The sequence below is a fragment of the Microcoleus sp. D2_18a_D3 genome (assembly GCF_036702455.1).
Classification (GTDB): domain Bacteria; phylum Cyanobacteriota; class Cyanobacteriia; order Cyanobacteriales; family Microcoleaceae; genus Microcoleus.
This window is the reverse complement of the sequence record NZ_JAUBTK010000008.1, coordinates 60,996-77,015: the sequence shown is the minus strand read 5'-3', so window position 1 is coordinate 77,015 and position 16,020 is coordinate 60,996. Positions and strand designations below refer to the sequence as shown.

16 protein-coding genes are annotated in these 16,020 nt (G+C 42.3%); 13 read left to right on the top strand and 3 right to left on the bottom strand.

All coding sequences use genetic code 11. The features are described 5' to 3' along the window. The first annotated feature begins 65 nt into the window (after positions 1 to 65). The 6 genes from QUB06_RS06185 to QUB06_RS06160 all read left to right on the top strand — a co-directional run bounded on the left by QUB06_RS06185 (position 66) and on the right by QUB06_RS06160 (position 6,777). Complete coding sequence (locus QUB06_RS06185) at positions 66 to 1,499, top strand: MFS transporter (RefSeq protein WP_333434540.1); 1,434 nt, start codon at positions 66 to 68, stop codon at positions 1,497 to 1,499. A 632-nt stretch (positions 1,500 to 2,131) separates the two neighbouring features. Beyond that, complete coding sequence (locus tag QUB06_RS06180) at positions 2,132 to 3,163, top strand: DUF2235 domain-containing protein (protein WP_333434539.1); 1,032 nt, start codon at positions 2,132 to 2,134, stop codon at positions 3,161 to 3,163. Positions 3,164 to 3,238: 75 nt separating this feature from the next. Further along, positions 3,239 to 4,885 (top strand): peroxidase family protein, encoded by a 1,647-nt coding sequence (locus QUB06_RS06175; RefSeq protein ID WP_333434538.1) that lies wholly within the window; start codon positions 3,239 to 3,241, stop codon positions 4,883 to 4,885. Positions 4,886 to 4,914: 29 nt separating this feature from the next. Continuing rightward, positions 4,915 to 5,226 (top strand): hypothetical protein, encoded by a 312-nt coding sequence (locus QUB06_RS06170; RefSeq protein ID WP_333434537.1) that lies wholly within the window; start codon positions 4,915 to 4,917, stop codon positions 5,224 to 5,226. Between the two features lie 14 nt (positions 5,227 to 5,240). Next, positions 5,241 to 6,443 (top strand): catalase, encoded by a 1,203-nt coding sequence (locus QUB06_RS06165; protein WP_333434536.1) that lies wholly within the window; start codon positions 5,241 to 5,243, stop codon positions 6,441 to 6,443. A gap of 118 nt (positions 6,444 to 6,561) precedes the next feature. Further along, complete coding sequence (locus tag QUB06_RS06160; RefSeq protein WP_333434535.1) at positions 6,562 to 6,777, top strand: hypothetical protein; 216 nt, start codon at positions 6,562 to 6,564, stop codon at positions 6,775 to 6,777. A gap of 57 nt (positions 6,778 to 6,834) precedes the next feature. Here QUB06_RS06160 and QUB06_RS06155 read toward each other — a convergent pair whose 3' ends face one another. Then, complete coding sequence (locus tag QUB06_RS06155) at positions 6,835 to 7,356, bottom strand: DNA-binding response regulator (protein ID WP_333434534.1); 522 nt, start codon at positions 7,354 to 7,356, stop codon at positions 6,835 to 6,837. Between the two features lie 258 nt (positions 7,357 to 7,614). On the opposite strand from QUB06_RS06155, the gene QUB06_RS06150 reads away from it, so the two are divergent. The 5 genes from QUB06_RS06150 (at position 7,615) to QUB06_RS06130 (ending at position 11,995) form a co-directional block, all read left to right on the top strand. After that, on the top strand, positions 7,615 to 8,202 hold the full coding sequence (locus QUB06_RS06150; RefSeq protein WP_333434533.1) for an adenylate kinase: 588 nt from the start codon (positions 7,615 to 7,617) through the stop codon (positions 8,200 to 8,202). Between the two features lie 121 nt (positions 8,203 to 8,323). Continuing rightward, entirely contained in the window at positions 8,324 to 9,727 is a 1,404-nt protein-coding gene (locus QUB06_RS06145) for a P-loop NTPase fold protein (protein WP_333434532.1), read from the top strand. 13 nt (positions 9,728 to 9,740) lie between these two features. Further along, positions 9,741 to 10,673, top strand: a complete 933-nt coding sequence (locus tag QUB06_RS06140) for a CBS domain-containing protein (protein ID WP_333434531.1) — start codon at positions 9,741 to 9,743, stop codon at positions 10,671 to 10,673. Positions 10,674 to 10,695: 22 nt separating this feature from the next. Further along, a complete protein-coding gene (locus tag QUB06_RS06135; protein ID WP_333434530.1) occupies positions 10,696 to 11,736 on the top strand; it encodes a CBS domain-containing protein in 1,041 nt (346 codons plus the stop codon). A 34-nt stretch (positions 11,737 to 11,770) separates the two neighbouring features. Then, on the top strand, positions 11,771 to 11,995 hold the full coding sequence (locus QUB06_RS06130; RefSeq protein ID WP_333434529.1) for a hypothetical protein: 225 nt from the start codon (positions 11,771 to 11,773) through the stop codon (positions 11,993 to 11,995). 272 nt (positions 11,996 to 12,267) lie between these two features. Here the strand turns inward: QUB06_RS06130 and rpsD are convergent, their stop codons facing one another. Continuing rightward, positions 12,268 to 12,876 (bottom strand): 30S ribosomal protein S4, encoded by a 609-nt coding sequence (gene rpsD / locus QUB06_RS06125; protein WP_172190738.1) that lies wholly within the window; start codon positions 12,874 to 12,876, stop codon positions 12,268 to 12,270. A gap of 197 nt (positions 12,877 to 13,073) precedes the next feature. Here rpsD and QUB06_RS06120 point away from each other — a divergent pair, with 197 nt between their 5' ends. Further along, complete coding sequence (locus QUB06_RS06120; protein ID WP_333434528.1) at positions 13,074 to 13,703, top strand: hypothetical protein; 630 nt, start codon at positions 13,074 to 13,076, stop codon at positions 13,701 to 13,703. Between the two features lie 97 nt (positions 13,704 to 13,800). Further along, positions 13,801 to 14,169 carry a rhodanese-like domain-containing protein gene (locus tag QUB06_RS06115; RefSeq protein WP_333434527.1) on the top strand — a complete coding sequence of 123 codons (369 nt, stop codon included), beginning with the start codon at positions 13,801 to 13,803 and terminating at the stop codon, positions 14,167 to 14,169. Between the two features lie 92 nt (positions 14,170 to 14,261). Here QUB06_RS06115 and QUB06_RS06110 read toward each other — a convergent pair whose 3' ends face one another. Then, positions 14,262 to 15,986 carry an AAA-like domain-containing protein gene (locus QUB06_RS06110; protein WP_333434526.1) on the bottom strand — a complete coding sequence of 575 codons (1,725 nt, stop codon included), beginning with the start codon at positions 15,984 to 15,986 and terminating at the stop codon, positions 14,262 to 14,264. Positions 15,987 to 16,020: the final 34 nt, after the last annotated feature.

Sequence of the window (16,020 nt, the reverse complement as noted above, 5' to 3'; positions counted from 1 at the left end):
CTCAAATCTCAAATCTCAAATCTCAAATCTCAAATCTCAAATCTCAAATCTCAAATTGATTGACTATGATTGAACCAGTTACAGAGTTAAATAAACCTCTATCTCTTCAGACTCCTGAAATACTAGACAATCCAATATCTCAGCTCGCTTTATATCCAAAAACAGATATCCAATTTTCCAAAAAAGACGTTCGATCGACCCTGAAAGCCTCAACTCTAGACGGCGTTTTTGCCACTGTCTTCGAGTCGGCGACCACCGGCGTGCTGCTGAGCAACTTCTTGCTGCAACTCGGCGCCAGCAGCGTGGAAATAGGTATATTTTCTGCTATTCCGATGGTGGTAAATCTCCTGCAACCAGTAGGAGCCTACATCGCAGACCGCACAACCAGCCGCCGCTGGTACAACCTATTTGTATTCGGCGTGTCGCGGCTGCTGTGGCTGGTGCTCGCGGTGGCAATTGTTTGGGGTTCCCAGCACGCAGACCTCCACCAACTGCTGCAATGGACACTGTTAACAGTCGTAGCAGCTAGTGTGCTGGCAGCTTTTGCCAATTCTAGCTGGTTCAGTTGGATGGCTGCTGTGGTTCCTCAGCGCTTGCGGGGACGCTATTTTGGCTTTCGCAACAGTGCTGTCAGCTTCATCACTTTGCTGGGAGTGCCGTTGATGGGATTGGGAGTGTCAACTTGGGACGGCGGTCCAATTTTTGGCTACGGTATTGTTTTATTTGTGGGTGTTTTGGCGGGAATGATTAGTTTGGGGTGTCAATCCTTCATGGTTGATGTAAATCCCCAGGTATACAAAAAAGATGCAGAGAGCGATCGACTTACAGAGAAAAAAGCCAAGCACATAACAGATTTTGTGCCTTCTGTGCTGAAAGATTCTAATTTTTTAATGTTTATTCTTTACTTCAGTGTGTGGACATTTGCTATTAATCTCAGCGCGCCTTTTTTTAATATCTACCTGCTGAAAGATTTAAGCTTGGATGTGAGTTTGGTAACGATTTACACCAGCTTAAGTTCCGGGGCAAATCTACTGCTGCTGATGTTTTGGGGTAAGTTGGCCGATCGCTGGGGAAATCGCCCCCTGCTAATTGCGGTTGGGCTGGTGGTAGCCGTAACGCCTTTGCTGTGGTTGGGTACGGGCAATTACCCGTTTGCGGTGTGGGTGTGGCTGCCGCTGCTGCACTTGCTGGGGGGAACGACTTTAGGGGCGATCGGGCTGTGTACTAACAATATTCAAATGGAGATAGCGTCGATCGAGCAACCTTCGACTTATTTTGCGATCGGCGCAGCGGTTTCGGGATTAGCTGGGGCTTTGGGAACTACCGCCGGCGGCTTTCTTGCGGAACTTCCGGGCATGAGTTTGGGTTCACTGTTTGCCCTCTCGGCTGCTGTGCGGTTGGTAGGCTTGCTGCCTTTGATTTTGGTGCGAGAACCTCGTAGCCAGTCGCTGCGGTCGATCGTCCCCACTTTTGGACGTTTCAAATTTAACCGCGGCTAGGAAATTTTCTCACAAATTTGCCGATCGAGAAACCAGAAAAGCCCACCGATTGTTAAAAACTTCAAGCCGATCGCAGAAAACCTGAGAGTGATTGAAACAAATTTTAACCTCAACAGAGCATCGAACCTGATACCTGTGTAGCCAATACCTCACTATTATCTTGCAGTCAACGGACAAATCGATAAGATATAGCTGTTTGACAAACTGACAAAGCAGAGCGTAAATGTGTTCCAAGGTTTGTTAGCTAGGGCGTCGGATCGGTACTTCTGTTAGGAGAATTGAGGACTTTCCCAGAACCCATCCTACTATTTCACGCTCTGAATTTTTTACGTTTTAGGTAAATCGAGGACTTTCCCAGAACCCAACCAACTATTTCACGCTGTAAATTTTTTAGTTACGAAATATAAATAAAGTTAACATTTTAATACAGCCAACTAGACTAGATGGTGTTTTGAGACTACTATCCTGAGAATCGAAAAAGCTAAAGATTGCCAGCAAAATATCGATTTCCAGCAATCAACGATCGGCGATCGCTGTCAGGCGATAGAAACACTGGAATTGGCAATTCTCTTGTAACCGATTACCAAAGACAGCTCGCTCTCAACTTCCAGATTCAAAGAGAAAATTAAAAAATGAAACGTCTGATCGTTTGCTGTGATGGAACTTGGAACAAACTAGATACTCAGTGCCCAACTAATGTGGTTAGGCTTGCCCAGGCCGTGAAACGGACAGCCAGTGACGGGGTTCCGCAGATTGTGTTTTATGACGAGGGAATTGGAGTAGACAGTAACAAGATTGTGGGCGGAGTTACTGGGCTGGGAATCGATAAAAATATACAAGATGCCTATCGTTTTCTTTCTTTCAACTACGATCGCGGTGACGAAATCTATTTATTCGGGTTCAGTCGCGGTGCTTACACAGTCAGGAGTCTAGCGGGGATGATCTATTGCTCCGGTCTCCTATCCCGCCGTTATGTTACCAAGGCATCAGAAGCTTACGAGCTTTACCGTAACCGAGGCATTAAACCAAATGATGAGGAAGCAAAGAGGTTCCGCAAAGAAAACGGCAAAGATCGGGGCGATAGCGTCCCGATTACCTTGCTTGGTTGTTTCGACACCGTTGGAGCCCTTGGTATTCCTCTTGTACCCGCCTTCAAGAAGTTTGAGGCACAGATTAAAACAAGGTACAAATTCCACGACACCACTTTAAATAAGGATATTGAGAATGCGTTGCACGCCGTGGCGATCGACGAAATTCGCGAAATCTTTGATGTTACCCTGATGAAGAAAAATCCTGATGCCCCCAAGCAGAAGCTTCGTCAAGTTTGGTTTCCAGGCGAGCATGGCTGCATCGGCGGTGGTACGCCAGCATACCGGGGGTTATCCGATGCTGTCTTGAAGTGGATGTTGGATCAAATCAGTGACTTTGAATTGAAGCTGGAATTCGAGCTAGAGGCCATTGAGGATATCAAGCCTGATTATAAGGTTCCATTTCAAAACAATCCTGGGTTCTTCAAATTGGCAGGAATCAAGTGGCGCGATGTGGGCGATACCATTGACGATCTTCATGAAAGCGCGATCGAGCGATTGAAAAAACGCCAAGACTATCGGCCTAAAAATCTGCAAAAAATTCTCTCCAAAGTCATTGAAAATATAGAAAAATGATCGCACTTTATCAACCTCTCAGAGCCGAGAATAAGAAGACGATCTAATCTCCAACAATCGAAAGGAAAAGCAATCATGACAAGAGATACATCTAGAGATGGATTGAGCAACAAAGCTTTAGCATATACGTTGACTCATTTCAAACCAATTTGGAACTTAGTTCAAAGTTACGAGCCTCTGAAACGTAAACTAAACAAATTTTTTCTCAATAGCATCATTTACAAACTTCCGACTCGCCCGCTTCCCTATAGCTTAATGGGCTTAGATCCCAAAATTCCAGGGACAGATATTCCCAAGAAAACTGATACCTACATTTCTTGGGATTCACTTACAGACAAGACTTATACTGGGCGACATTTACCTCCCGACCCAGAATTGAACAAAGAAGGGAATTTACCACCACTGGGCAAATTAAAGACCTTATTCCAAAAAAGAGATGGAAAAACCATTTATTCGGAAAAATCGACTCTGCTCTTTCCCTATTGGGTGCAGTGGTTTACAGATAGTTTTCTGCGGATCGATCAGCAAAACCGCTTCAAAAATACCTCCAACCATCAGATTGATATGTGTAATGTTTACGGGTTGACCCGCAAACAAACAAATATGCTCAGAGCTTTCAAAGACGGCAAATTTAAAACCCAAAAACTCAAGCGCAAAGATGGCGTAGAAGAAGAATATCCACTCTTTTATTATGCCGATCCTGAGCAGGGTATTATCGATCCTCAATTTGAAGGTCTTCATGCACCCCTTAATGATGAGAAAAGACAACCCCCCGAAAAGAAAGGCAAGCTATTTGCAATGGGAGTTGAACGGGCAAACGTCCAAATTGGCTATGTCATGCTCAACACTTTATGTATCAGGGAGCATAATCGAATTTGTGATGTTTTGTCCAAAAGCTATCCGCAATGGGACGATGAGAGGCTCTTCCAAACCGCGAGAAATATTCTCATGGTGATTGTTCTCAATATCATTATGGAAGAGTACATTTTCCACATTACGCCCTATAATTTTAGGTTCTTTGCCGATCCTGAAGCTTTTACCAAGGAAAGTTGGTATCGAGAAAATTGGATGGCGATTGAGTTTAGTTTTGTCTATCGATGGCATAGTGCGCTTCCGGAAACCTTTATCTATGACGGCAAAGAAACATCCATGTACGATTCCCTCTGGAATAATCAGATGTTAATCGATAAAGGGTTGGGTGCATTGATGGAAGAAAGTTGTTCCCAACCAGGCACTAGAATTGGTTTGTTTAACACACCTGATTTTAAGATCGCAGGAACACCCTATACATTTATTGATGCTACCGAACTAGCATCTGTTAAACTCGGACGGCAGGCGCAGTTAGCCAGTTATAACGATTACCGCGAAATGTGTGGTTATCCCAGGGTGACTGATTTCAATCAAATTACGGGTGACGAATACGCTCAACAGAAATTAAAAGAGTTGTACGGTCATGTTGATAAGATTGAATTATTTGTCGGATTGTACGCTGAAGATGTCCGAGAAAATTCAGCAATTCCGCCTTTAGTAGCACGGATAATTGGCATTGATGCTTTCTCCCAGGCTTTAACTAATCCTTTGTTATCGCCTAAAGTCTTCAATAAGGAAACTTTTTCTGAGGTTGGTTGGGAAATTATCCAAAATACCAAAACAGTCTCTGATTTAGTGAATCGTAATGTTCCTCCAAGCGATCCCAAGTACAAAGTCTCCTTCGATCTTTAAGTTGTAGCTGACAACTAAGACTCAAGGTAGTGGGGGAGCATCTCAATGAAAGCAGCCCTCCGCTAGAAATTGGAGCCAGGAGTCAGGAGTCAGGAGTCAGGAGGAAAGAAGAAGAAGGAAGAAGGAAGGAGGAAGAAGGAAGGAGCCATAATAAGTGTTTTTACAAATATGAGATGCTCCCGGTAGTGGGGGGCGCAAACACACCTGCGCTCTCAAAAATGAGGAAGAAAAAGGCGATCTTTTCGCAAGCGCTCGGCTACGGCAATGCGGGAGCAATTGCACCAGCAGTTATAGTGTTTAACAGATGCAACGGTTTGTGTAGAGCCTTTTTTAGCGATTAACCGAAGGTTATGTTATGAACAAAAAGTTATTTACCGAATATCCGGAACAGGACGAACTCAAATACTACGATCTTCTTGTTGAGCAGGCCAAGCTTCGGATGGATAATCTTTACGGCAATAAGGAGCGGGCGCTGCGAGATACTCACGCCAAAGCTCATGCCTGCGTTAAAGGAACTCTGGAAATTTTTGACTTTGATGAGGAAGCGATTAAACGGGAATTGGGCACACGCGCTTCGTTAAGTTCTTCGCGACTCAATGCTATTTCCCTTAAGCAAGGTTTGCTAGCAAAACCCAAAGAATATACTGTTTGGTTGCGATTTGCTAACGGGGCTACCAAAGTATACCCTGATTACCAAAAAGATTCGCGCTCAATATCAGTGAAAGTGATCGGGGTGGAAGGGGAACGACTGGCGCAAAGCCACGAGTCAAAAACCCAGGACATCATTGTTCACAATTCAGAGCTATTTGTGAGCCAAACCATCAAAGACTACTACGGCTTTTTTTCGGCTCTGGTTGAATCACCAGAGGCATTGAAAAAGTGGCTAATACGACATCCCAGACACTTTCTAGCGGTCTCGACGCTTACGGGTAGCCGGACTCCGAAGAGTTTGCTAACAGCCAAATATTGGAGCGGTTCACCCTCTGCTTTGGGCCTCAATCCCGATTTCGATCCCTCTAAGCCTGGTGTAGTTCCTGTCGAATACCCTGCTGTAATTAAGTATGGGTTTACTCCGGTTTCATCCGAACCACCGCACGAGATAATTCCAGAACAATCTCGACCTGGAATTCCTAAAATTCCTTTTGTCGATCGCGCTAAAGCCTTGGGTTTAGATCCCAATCAACCAGACAATTATTATCGGGACGATCTAATTCAAGCCTTGGCGAAACCTGATGCCCAATACTGGTGGGATTTTGGCATTCAGTTCCAAACCAGCCTAAAAATGCCGATCGACGATGGCATCAATGTCTGGAAGGAAAAAGAATCACCCTTCTTGAGAGTAGGTCGTCTCACCGTCAAGCATCAGATTATTGATTATGAAAAACAATCTGATTTCAACGAAAACCTGAGATATTCTCCCTGGAACGGCTTAGCAGTTCATCGTCCAGTAGGTGCGATCAATCGGATACGCGGTGTTGTGTACCCCGTTGTAGCGAATTATCGCCTTCAAAAGCGAGGTATTGTCCACCAAGAACCAACCGGAGAAGAAACATTTTAGTACAGCCTAGAAACCCGGTTTCGCAGAAGTTACCGGATTCTGTGTAGTAATATGATGTCCTTCTGTAAGAGTTTGGATCGATTCTCATCGTGCGATCGCTAGGGCAAGTCAAGCTTTTATGTGGGGAGTTGCACACGCAATTTTAAGTATAATTATTATAATTTTTGGTGTTTTTGCGCTGAAGCGATTTATAATAGCTTTGGGTAAATTCTTGGAGCAAGTATTTTTATATACGCTGCAAGCACCTGTTAGGTTCGGTAACTTTGTTTTGGGATTGTGTTTGAAACCGTTGGGGATGTTAAGATTTAGGAAAGGTGCGATCGAAGGAGATTAAGCGAACGCCCTAGTTTTAAATTCGGCGATTCCTCAGTCTGTTAGCGTTAGTTTATCTTTAATCATTTGCTATTTGATCCTCACCTTGATTTGTTACCTCTGAAGGAAATGATAACTTAATATTAATATCTATAGAAATTGTTGCATTATTATTTTCACTAAAAAAATTGATATCAGTTATATGTATTTTAGCGTCTTTCGGTAAAGACCTACCGACAGTAGAATCACCCGATAAATCTACTTTATAACCAGCTTTATCCAACCATTGATGAACATTGCGCCAATTACCAACATCATCACTAGGAGTTTCAGGAATACCCTTAAAATATTGATAGAGAGTTTTGCACATATAAACCTCAGCCCCCCTAGCACTTTTCGACAATTGACGCGCAATATCACTAGGGCTGTAATTGCACAAAAGACCACGCAAATATAATTTTTCTGTATCAGTGAGCCCTTGGCGGGCTTTGGGGAAAATACGACGTTTAGCTTCGGTAAATAGTTCATAGATGCGATTCAAGTCCCAAGTTTGGGCAGCTTCGGCAAATAGATCCTTTCTAGTAGGTTTTCGTGTAACCATTTTTAGTCTTGGTGGAAATTGCTAACGTAATGGTAGCATAAATTGATAATGTTCAATAGTTGCAGATTATTTTTATTTGTTTTAAGGTAGATATTACATTGGTCTTTCATGCTTGTGGTCATATTTTTTTTGTGGCAGTTTCGAGTCTTTGGGAAAAAAGCTAATGTAATAATAACGTAATTTGGTAGTTTTTGTTAGCTTTAAGTTCGTTATCAACAAAACAATCCTAGCTTATCCAACAGTTGAATCATAAAAAGTATGCGAATTATATTTTTAGGCCCGAATGGCGCAGGCAAAGGCACTCAAGCTGCGATCGTAGCCACGACCTTCGGGATTCATCACATTTCAACGGGCGAACTACTGCGCGAGGAGCGAAAAAACAAAACTGAGAGAGGTCAAAAAGCACAATCTTATATAGATAAAGGGTCATTAGTCCCTGATAGCATTGTGCTAGATATTGTAAAAGAACAATTGACTAAAAAAGAAGCAACACCAGGTTGGATATTAGACGGATTTCCTCGGAACGTCGCTCAAGTTGGAGCTTTAGACAAATTATTAAAGGATTTAGGTCAGCCAAGTTGTGATTGTGTAATTAATTTTGACGTACCAGACTCAGTTTTAGTTCAGCGACTGAGAAAGAGGGCCATCAAGGAAAATCGTACAGATGATACTCCAGAAGTTATTCGGCGGCGCATCCAAATTTTTCAGGAAGAAACTGCACCTTTAATCAATTTATATAGTGAATGGTTGTTGCTAGAAACCATCAACGGGTTTATGTCTAAAGAGGCAGTTACATCAGCAATTAAAGAAGTTTTGTCAGAAGTCAAAAAGCCCACTAAGTCCTAATTCAGGACTTACGCATACCTAACGCAATTCTGTCATTGTTCGCTGTGCGTCGCAATCTCAAACCCATGTTTTTCGTACATCGTGAAGTCCTTTAATTGATAAATCAAGGAGTACACAAGTTATGTCTTTTAATCAAGTTGATAGAAATATCATTCGTGGTGGCCCAGGAAGTAGCAGTGAGCTTAATTATGATATTTACGCAGAATTACTGTGTAATATGGCGATCGAGGCTACACAACCACAAAATCAAGCTCGTAAAGAAGGTGCTTTTACCATTGGTATTTTTGGTTCTTGGGGGAGCGGCAAAACCAGCCTCATGGCACGAATGAGAAGTGACTTTGAACAATTAGGAACTCGTTCTGCAAAAAAATATAAAACGGTTTGGTTTAATGCTTGGAAATATGACGATAAACTGGACATTAAAAATGCCATAATCCAGACTATTCTTAGTCAAATATGTGAAGACACAAGTATTAATGCAGAAGAGCGCAAAAATATTACAAAAGCGGCTTTAACCTATTCAGTTTGCGCTTTTAAATTAGCTGGCATTTTAGCCAGAGGATATGTTAATGCTCAAACAGCAGGTTTTGTTAATACACAAGCCATAGCTAAACAATTGGAAATGTTGGTTAATCCTGATGAAAACCCTCACCTCATTAATCCTTATCAATTTATCAACAACTTTGAAAATGTATTTAAAAATGCAGTGCAAAGTTATGTGGGTAACGATGGTCGATTGATGATATTTATTGATGATTTGGATCGTTGCTTACCAGAAAATGCTTTATCTGTCCTAGAATGCTTGAAATTACATTTAGATCAGTCTAACTGTATTTTTGTGATTGGACTTGACAAAAGAATTATTGAGCAAGCGGTGGGACAAAGATACCCTAAAGAGCTTGGTATTACTGGTAGGGAATATATAGAAAAAATCATCCATCTTAACTTTTTTCTATCTGATAAAGATCGAGATGAAGTTAAAGATAGACTGCTTCAAGGTTCTTTAACTGCTCAGTATAGTAATGATGAAAAAATATGGGGGATGATTTCTAAAGCGACTAATTCAAATATCCGTAAAATGCAACAATTTATTACGGCTTTTTATATGATTCAAGAGATTGTAAAAAAACACAACTCGACGATTGCTGATAAGCTCGCACAACCCCGATTAACCGACGATCGAAGCATACTTGAAAAGAAAAAAATAGACTGGAATACTGATGACAAGTATAAATTTTGCAAAATAATTTTACTCCAGTTAAATTTTCCTGAGTTTTACGATCGTTTAGCTAACAATCATCAACTTATGGATCAAATATACACTGCTTGGCAAAATGAAGGTGGAACAGATGATAGCATAGATAATTTAATCAAGTCTACGAACAAAAATCCAATATTTGCACAATTCTTAGAAAATCGAAATTTAATAGACTTTATAGTTACATACTATAATGATGGTAAAATCACAAATAGTGATGACTGGAAAGCGATTCAAAAATTATCTCAATCAGTAACTTATATGTAATCGTTGAAAATTTATGGGAAATAGCGATGCAGTTAGTATAGAAGACACAAAAGTTATAACCAATGACTTTTGTATCTTGAAAGATACAGATACAGTAGCAGAAGCATTAGCTTTAATTACTGTGCAAAATGCGAGTGAAATTGTTATTGTAGATGAGGATAAAAAATTTGCGGGTATCCTAACTGACTTATCAATTCTACGATCGCTACCACCGCCAGTTTTAGATGTACCTGTTAAGTTTAGAATTAAAATCTCTAAATTTCGCAAACAATTAAATGAGGAATTGGTTAATAGTTTAGAAAAGCCGATAAGCGAGGTATTTAAACTAGAAAAAATCAAGCCTTATACTTCTAAAAATCAGAGGCTAATTTATGCGATCGATAAATTAGTGGAATCCTATAAATTAACGTCAGCAATCAGAGTTTTACCTATTATCAATGAGGACGAAACAGTTTATGGCGTAGCTTCTCCCGAAAGCATCTTAAGTCACATTAAATCTAATCAAAAATTTTGTCAATTGAAAGCCGAACGCTTTTTAGCGTTATCGGAAGTGAGTGGTATGGAACAACCATATACTCTACTACCATCAGATACCCTAGCTCAAGCTCGATTTGCGATGAAATATTTGCCGATAGAGCATATAACTATCTGCGATCGCGATGGCAATTTGCTAGGAATGGTTGATAAAAAGCAGGTGACAACACTGACTCATCCCATGTATTTTAGTTTAATGGGTATATCTTTATCTGAAATAATGAAACCTGTAACTAAACTATGTTTGGTTGAGAAAAGTCAAACCTTGCAAGAGTGTATTAATGCTTACTTACATTTGGGATTTAAGGAAGTAGTTATTATAGAGCAATTAGACGGCCAAACTTACCCGAAAATGGTAGTAACGCCGATTGATATCTTACAACTTCGCTTACAAGTTTACCGTCAAAATTAAATAACAATGGAGGATTTTACCCATGTCTATTAATAACCCAGGATCACTTTTTAATCAGGGGTTCCCTGAATTCCAAGAGAATAGACCATTATGGTGGTTAAAGCCAACTGATAAAGTGGCCAAGTTAGATGCTATGATGGACATACGGAAGATCAGGCACGTTCCCATTATTGAGCCTATTGATCCTAAAAGTGATGAACCAAGAGGGGAGTTAAAAACTGTTATTAGCAAGACAGACCTAGCAAAAATTTTAACCCCTCCCAATGAACTATATCCGCCAGAATTTCCTCTGACACCTAAACAAAAATCGGAAGTGCAAAAATTCACTAAAGAAATTCATGCAAAACGTCTCGATCAAATTCCAGATTTTGCACAACTTATGACGATACCTGTCAAGACTCTTTCTCTAAGAAATAGTAGAGTTGGAGATGTTTTTGAGGCTTTAATGAATCCTGTAAGACCTGAAGGACAAAATTTTACTCGACGATATCGGACTCTATGTGTATATGGAGACAATAAGCTTATCGTAGGAACAATATCCTACACCGATGTATTGCGTAAAATCAACGATCCAAATCATACACAGTTCTTAAGGGCAACTATAGATCAAAATAGCCTATTTAAGAAAAGAGAGGATCTTACTGTATTAACTGAGGATGACGATTTGTTGCAAGCCCGAAGTACGTTGAATGAAAATCCCTTCACTCATATTCCTATCACAACACCAGATGGTAGATTTGTGACCGGAATAGTTGATGATATAATGGTTAATACTTTCTTACACGATATAACTTTTGATCGATACTCAGAATTGCCGTTGAAACATATTATGCTTCGGGTAAATGAGAGAAATACCGTAAGTCCTGGGACTGTTACCTCTAAAGTGATTGAAACATTTGTTCCCGATAATTCTAAGGATAGACCTACTGCTCTTGTAGTTTGCACAAAAGACTCTGATAGTGGTAAATTTACCTTCGATGGAATAATCAGCTATACTGATATTTTTCGAGGCTTCCTAATGTTTATAAATCCAGGATCGCCAACTCCTGAAAATCCCAAATAAACTGCGAGATAATTGACGCAAACCAACTCCAAAAATGATTGTAGGTCGTCTCACTGTCAAGCATCAGATTATTGATTATGAAAAACAATCTGATTTCAACGAAAACCTGAGATATTCTCCCTGGAACGGCTTAGCAGTTCATCGTCCAGTAGGCGCGATCAATCGGATACGCGGTGTGGTTTACCCCGTTGTAGCGAACTATCGCCTTCAAAAGCGAGGTATTGTGCACAAAGAACCAACCGGAGAAAAAACTTTTTAAGGGAATAATTTGAGGCGGGGACATGATTTAATGGCATCAGCCAGGTGTAGTCTGAGCACATGGCAACTCAAGGAAGTTAACAAGCCAAGCCTTCAAAAAATCCCATCCCTTTTGAGGGGGTGGGAGTGTTGAAAATTCTGAATTCTTAGTCCTCAGTCCTTAGTCCTCATTATTCAGTAGCAATTAATCAATAACTGGGTTCCTACCCAATTATTAATTATTCTGCTAGCAACCAACTGATGACTAATGACCAACGACTGATGACTAATAACTTAAGCTTGCCGTGAGTAGTATTCCACCACTAGCAGTTCGTTAATTTGTAGAGCAATCCACTCGCGTTCGATAACGCCGTTAACTTTGCCAACCAGTTTTTGCTTATCAAATTCCAAGTGATTCGGCAAGTGAGCCAAGCCTGGGTCTTTGAGATTAGCTTCTACCATTGTGCGCGAGCGCTCTCTATTTTTCACAGCAACCACATCACCAGGCTTGCACTGATAGCTGGCGATATTGACTTCACGGTCGTTGACAGTTATGTGACCGTGATTTACCAATTGTCTAGCGGACGGAATGGTTGGAGCCATTCCCATCCGAAACACAGTATTGTCCAAGCGCATTTCCAAAAATTGCAGTAACACTTGACCTGTGGAGCCCGTGACACGGCGGGCTTTGCGGACGTAACGGAGCAGTTGGCGTTCCGTCACACCGTAATTGAAACGGAGTTTTTGCTTTTCTTGCAAGCGAACCGCATACTCAGAGAGCTTTTTGCGGTTTTGACCGTGCTGTCCAGGCGGATAATCTCGTCTGGGGGTTTTGCGGGTTAGACCCGGCAACTCTTTCAGGCGACGGACGATTCTCAATCGGGGGCCTCGATATCGAGACATTTATTTTCCTCTCTAATATCTGTATGCAATATTTATGCAGACTCTATATTATATGTTGGTAACGGTCAAAATTCAAATAAAGATCGATAAAAAAACGATCGACCGCAGCGCAAGCCATAATGTGAGGTAAATTCTGAAGGAAAAGCCGATCGATCGATCGCCCCAATCAGCAAAAAAAACTCACTACTCGATCTGCCATGCACAACCCCAATTTTTCCCGCACTTCTTCCCCAAAACCAGCACCGACAGGCTCAAGCCCTACCGCGCGCTGGATTTTGGCTCTCGGCACGCAGCTAGCAGCACTTGGTTTGTTAGCCACAGCACTGCCAATCTCACCAGCATCAGCCATCACTATTAGAATCCCTCGCTCTAGGAATCCCTATCGCGTCTGCGCCCTGGAACTAATAGAAGCCGGAGTGGGAGCAGAGGCCGCAGCCGGCGCTTGTGCTGACGCCCTCCGCCCCCGCGACATATCTAGATGCGCTCTCCAAATCAACCGCAAAACCAATATTTCTGGTGTCGAAGCGCTCTCTAGCTGTAGGCGGGTGAGGCGTCCCAAGGAATTGGCTACTTGCGTAGTGAATATTAACGGCAAAAGTCGAACTCAACCAGCAGCTCCCCTGTTAGTGCTCGATGGATGCCGCCGCAGTTTATTGCCACAACAGTTTGCTGAATGCGTAGTCGGCTTAAGCGGCAGGCTCGACTTTCCCACTGATAGGTTAATCGCCACTTGTCTCGATCCGAGGGACAGCGTGAGCCAGTTGGACGGGCCTCCTGCACCTACCCCTCCTGTGGAGCTAATTCCACCGCCTTCGCCCGTCAATTAATAACGGTTGACTGTTAACAGTTGACAGTTGACAGTTGACAGTTGACTGTTAACTAATGACTAATGACTAATGACTAATGACTGATGACTAATGACTAATGACTACTTTTCCTAATCAAATGTCAGAAATTTTTGCTCAAATTACAGTCGAAGAATTAGCTCGCCAATTAGCAGAAACCAATGCTGAGAAATTGCAGCTTGTAGACGTGCGGGAACCTCACGAAATTGAACTCGCGGCGCTGCCGGGATTTGTAGCTTTTCCGTTGAGCGAGTTTGCCGAATGGTCGGGTGAAATTGACGCTAGACTCGATCGCGACACAGAAACCCTAGTTCTGTGCCATCATGGAGTGCGATCGGCTCAAATGTGCCACTGGTTAGCCGCTCAAGGATTTACTAACGTTAAAAATATCGTTGGCGGTATCGATGCTTACTCAATGGTGGTCGATCGAACCGTCCCCCGCTATTAACATCAAATCCAGTTCTTAACTATCGTTTTCTTCAGAGTCCGCGCGGGCGGACTTTGTAGGTGTAGAAACGAATTATATTTCCCCGGAATTAGCTAATTAACAGCAGCAAATCGAAAATTTAAAAGCGTACTCATAGTGAACCGATCGCGCCCGTGCCTTTTCGAGTCATAAAGAGCCTCATCAGCCGCCAGTAGCAGCGTTGTCGCATCATTTTCCGGCCCCGGAACAACGCTGGCAATTCCCAAACTAATCGTTACCACAGAATTAGGTAGACCGTCAACACTATCGGGGTTAAAAACAATATTCAAAGCTTTCACTTTCGCTCTAATTTGTTCGGCAACAACCACAGCCGCCGACGCATCAGTTTCCGGTAAAATCACAGCAAATTCCTCGCCACCGTAGCGAGCAGCTACATCAGCAGGACGCTGGAGCGATCGGCGAATTGTCTGAGCTACCGATCGCAAACACTCATCTCCTGCTTGATGTCCGTAGGTATCATTATATATTTTGAAATAATCGAGGTCGCACAAAATTAAAGATATCGGAGACCCCTCACGAGCCATGTGTTTCCATTCCGCTCGCAAGCAACTATCAAAATGCCGCCTGTTACCAATTTGAGTAAGTTCGTCCACATTCAGCAAACTTTGCAGCCTTTGATTTTCCTGCTGCAACTCCTCAAAACCAACCACCGACAACTTCTCCTCGCAAAAATTTTGCCCTTGAAAATACAGGCGGTATAATTCGCAAGACAAACTACAGTTATTTCCCTCTAATTTTATAAGTCCCATGCTGTCTAACTGATAAGCCATCACAGGTTCGAGGTAAATGCTATTTTTAGCATCGACAACTTGTTGGAATGCGGAGGCGAGTTCTGGCTCCTGTTGAATGGCGATCGACTGATTTTGCAAGTAGTCGCTATAAATTCCGCTGTGAGTAGGAGCTGCTGTTAAAAGTTCTGCCAACTCGGCTCGCCCCAGTTCCTCCCCAGGCTCATCCCGATCGACGGATAGGCGATTTTGTTGCAAAATTGCCAGGTGATACAGGGCTAAATGCACTAAATAAGGATGCCCGCCTACCATGTTCATTAATTGCTCTATCGGATCGCTATCGCTCCAGTTCAGTCCGTGTCTGCACGCCAAATCTTGAACTTGTTCAGCAGTAAATTCTGATAGTTTAATCGGCATTCCTACATTAAAGGGAGATTGATTAAGATTTAAAGCAATATAAATTTCTGTCGAATGAATGACAACGAGGCGGAGTTTTTGCCAAGTTTTGCTAGCGCGAGCTTGTTCATACCAAAAACGGATCAGCGAAAGAAAATCTTGAGCAATGTTTGTGCGTTCAAATACTCGATTTATTTCGTTGATAACCAAGACAATGGGACTGTCAATTTGTTCGAGCAAATAGTTTTCAAAGTAAATAGTGCAGCTTACCTTGCTGCCCATATCTTCATCCCAGAATTCATCAATATTTGGTTCGAGTTTGAGTTGCCGAGCGACATTGACACAAAACCAGCGCAAAAATTTATCTAAACTAGCAAAAACCGCTGTGTCGGCTTGCTGAAAGTCTACAGTTACTGTCCGGTATCCACGATCGACTGCGGCGTGAATTATCCGCAGCATCAGCGAACTTTTGCCCATTTTTTTGGGAGCTTTAATGCGAACGAGGCCTCCGGGTTTGCTAATTTCTGCACAGGCCAGGGCTTCGGCCCCTGAGCGCTCAATATAAAATCGAGAGTCAATCGGTATGGGGCCACCGGGAAATTCTAGGTCGGCAAGTGTTTGGATCAAGTTTGGTGATTTTTGGAGTCCTGGCATAGTCGTTCCGCAAGGCGATACCCTGACTGTATCT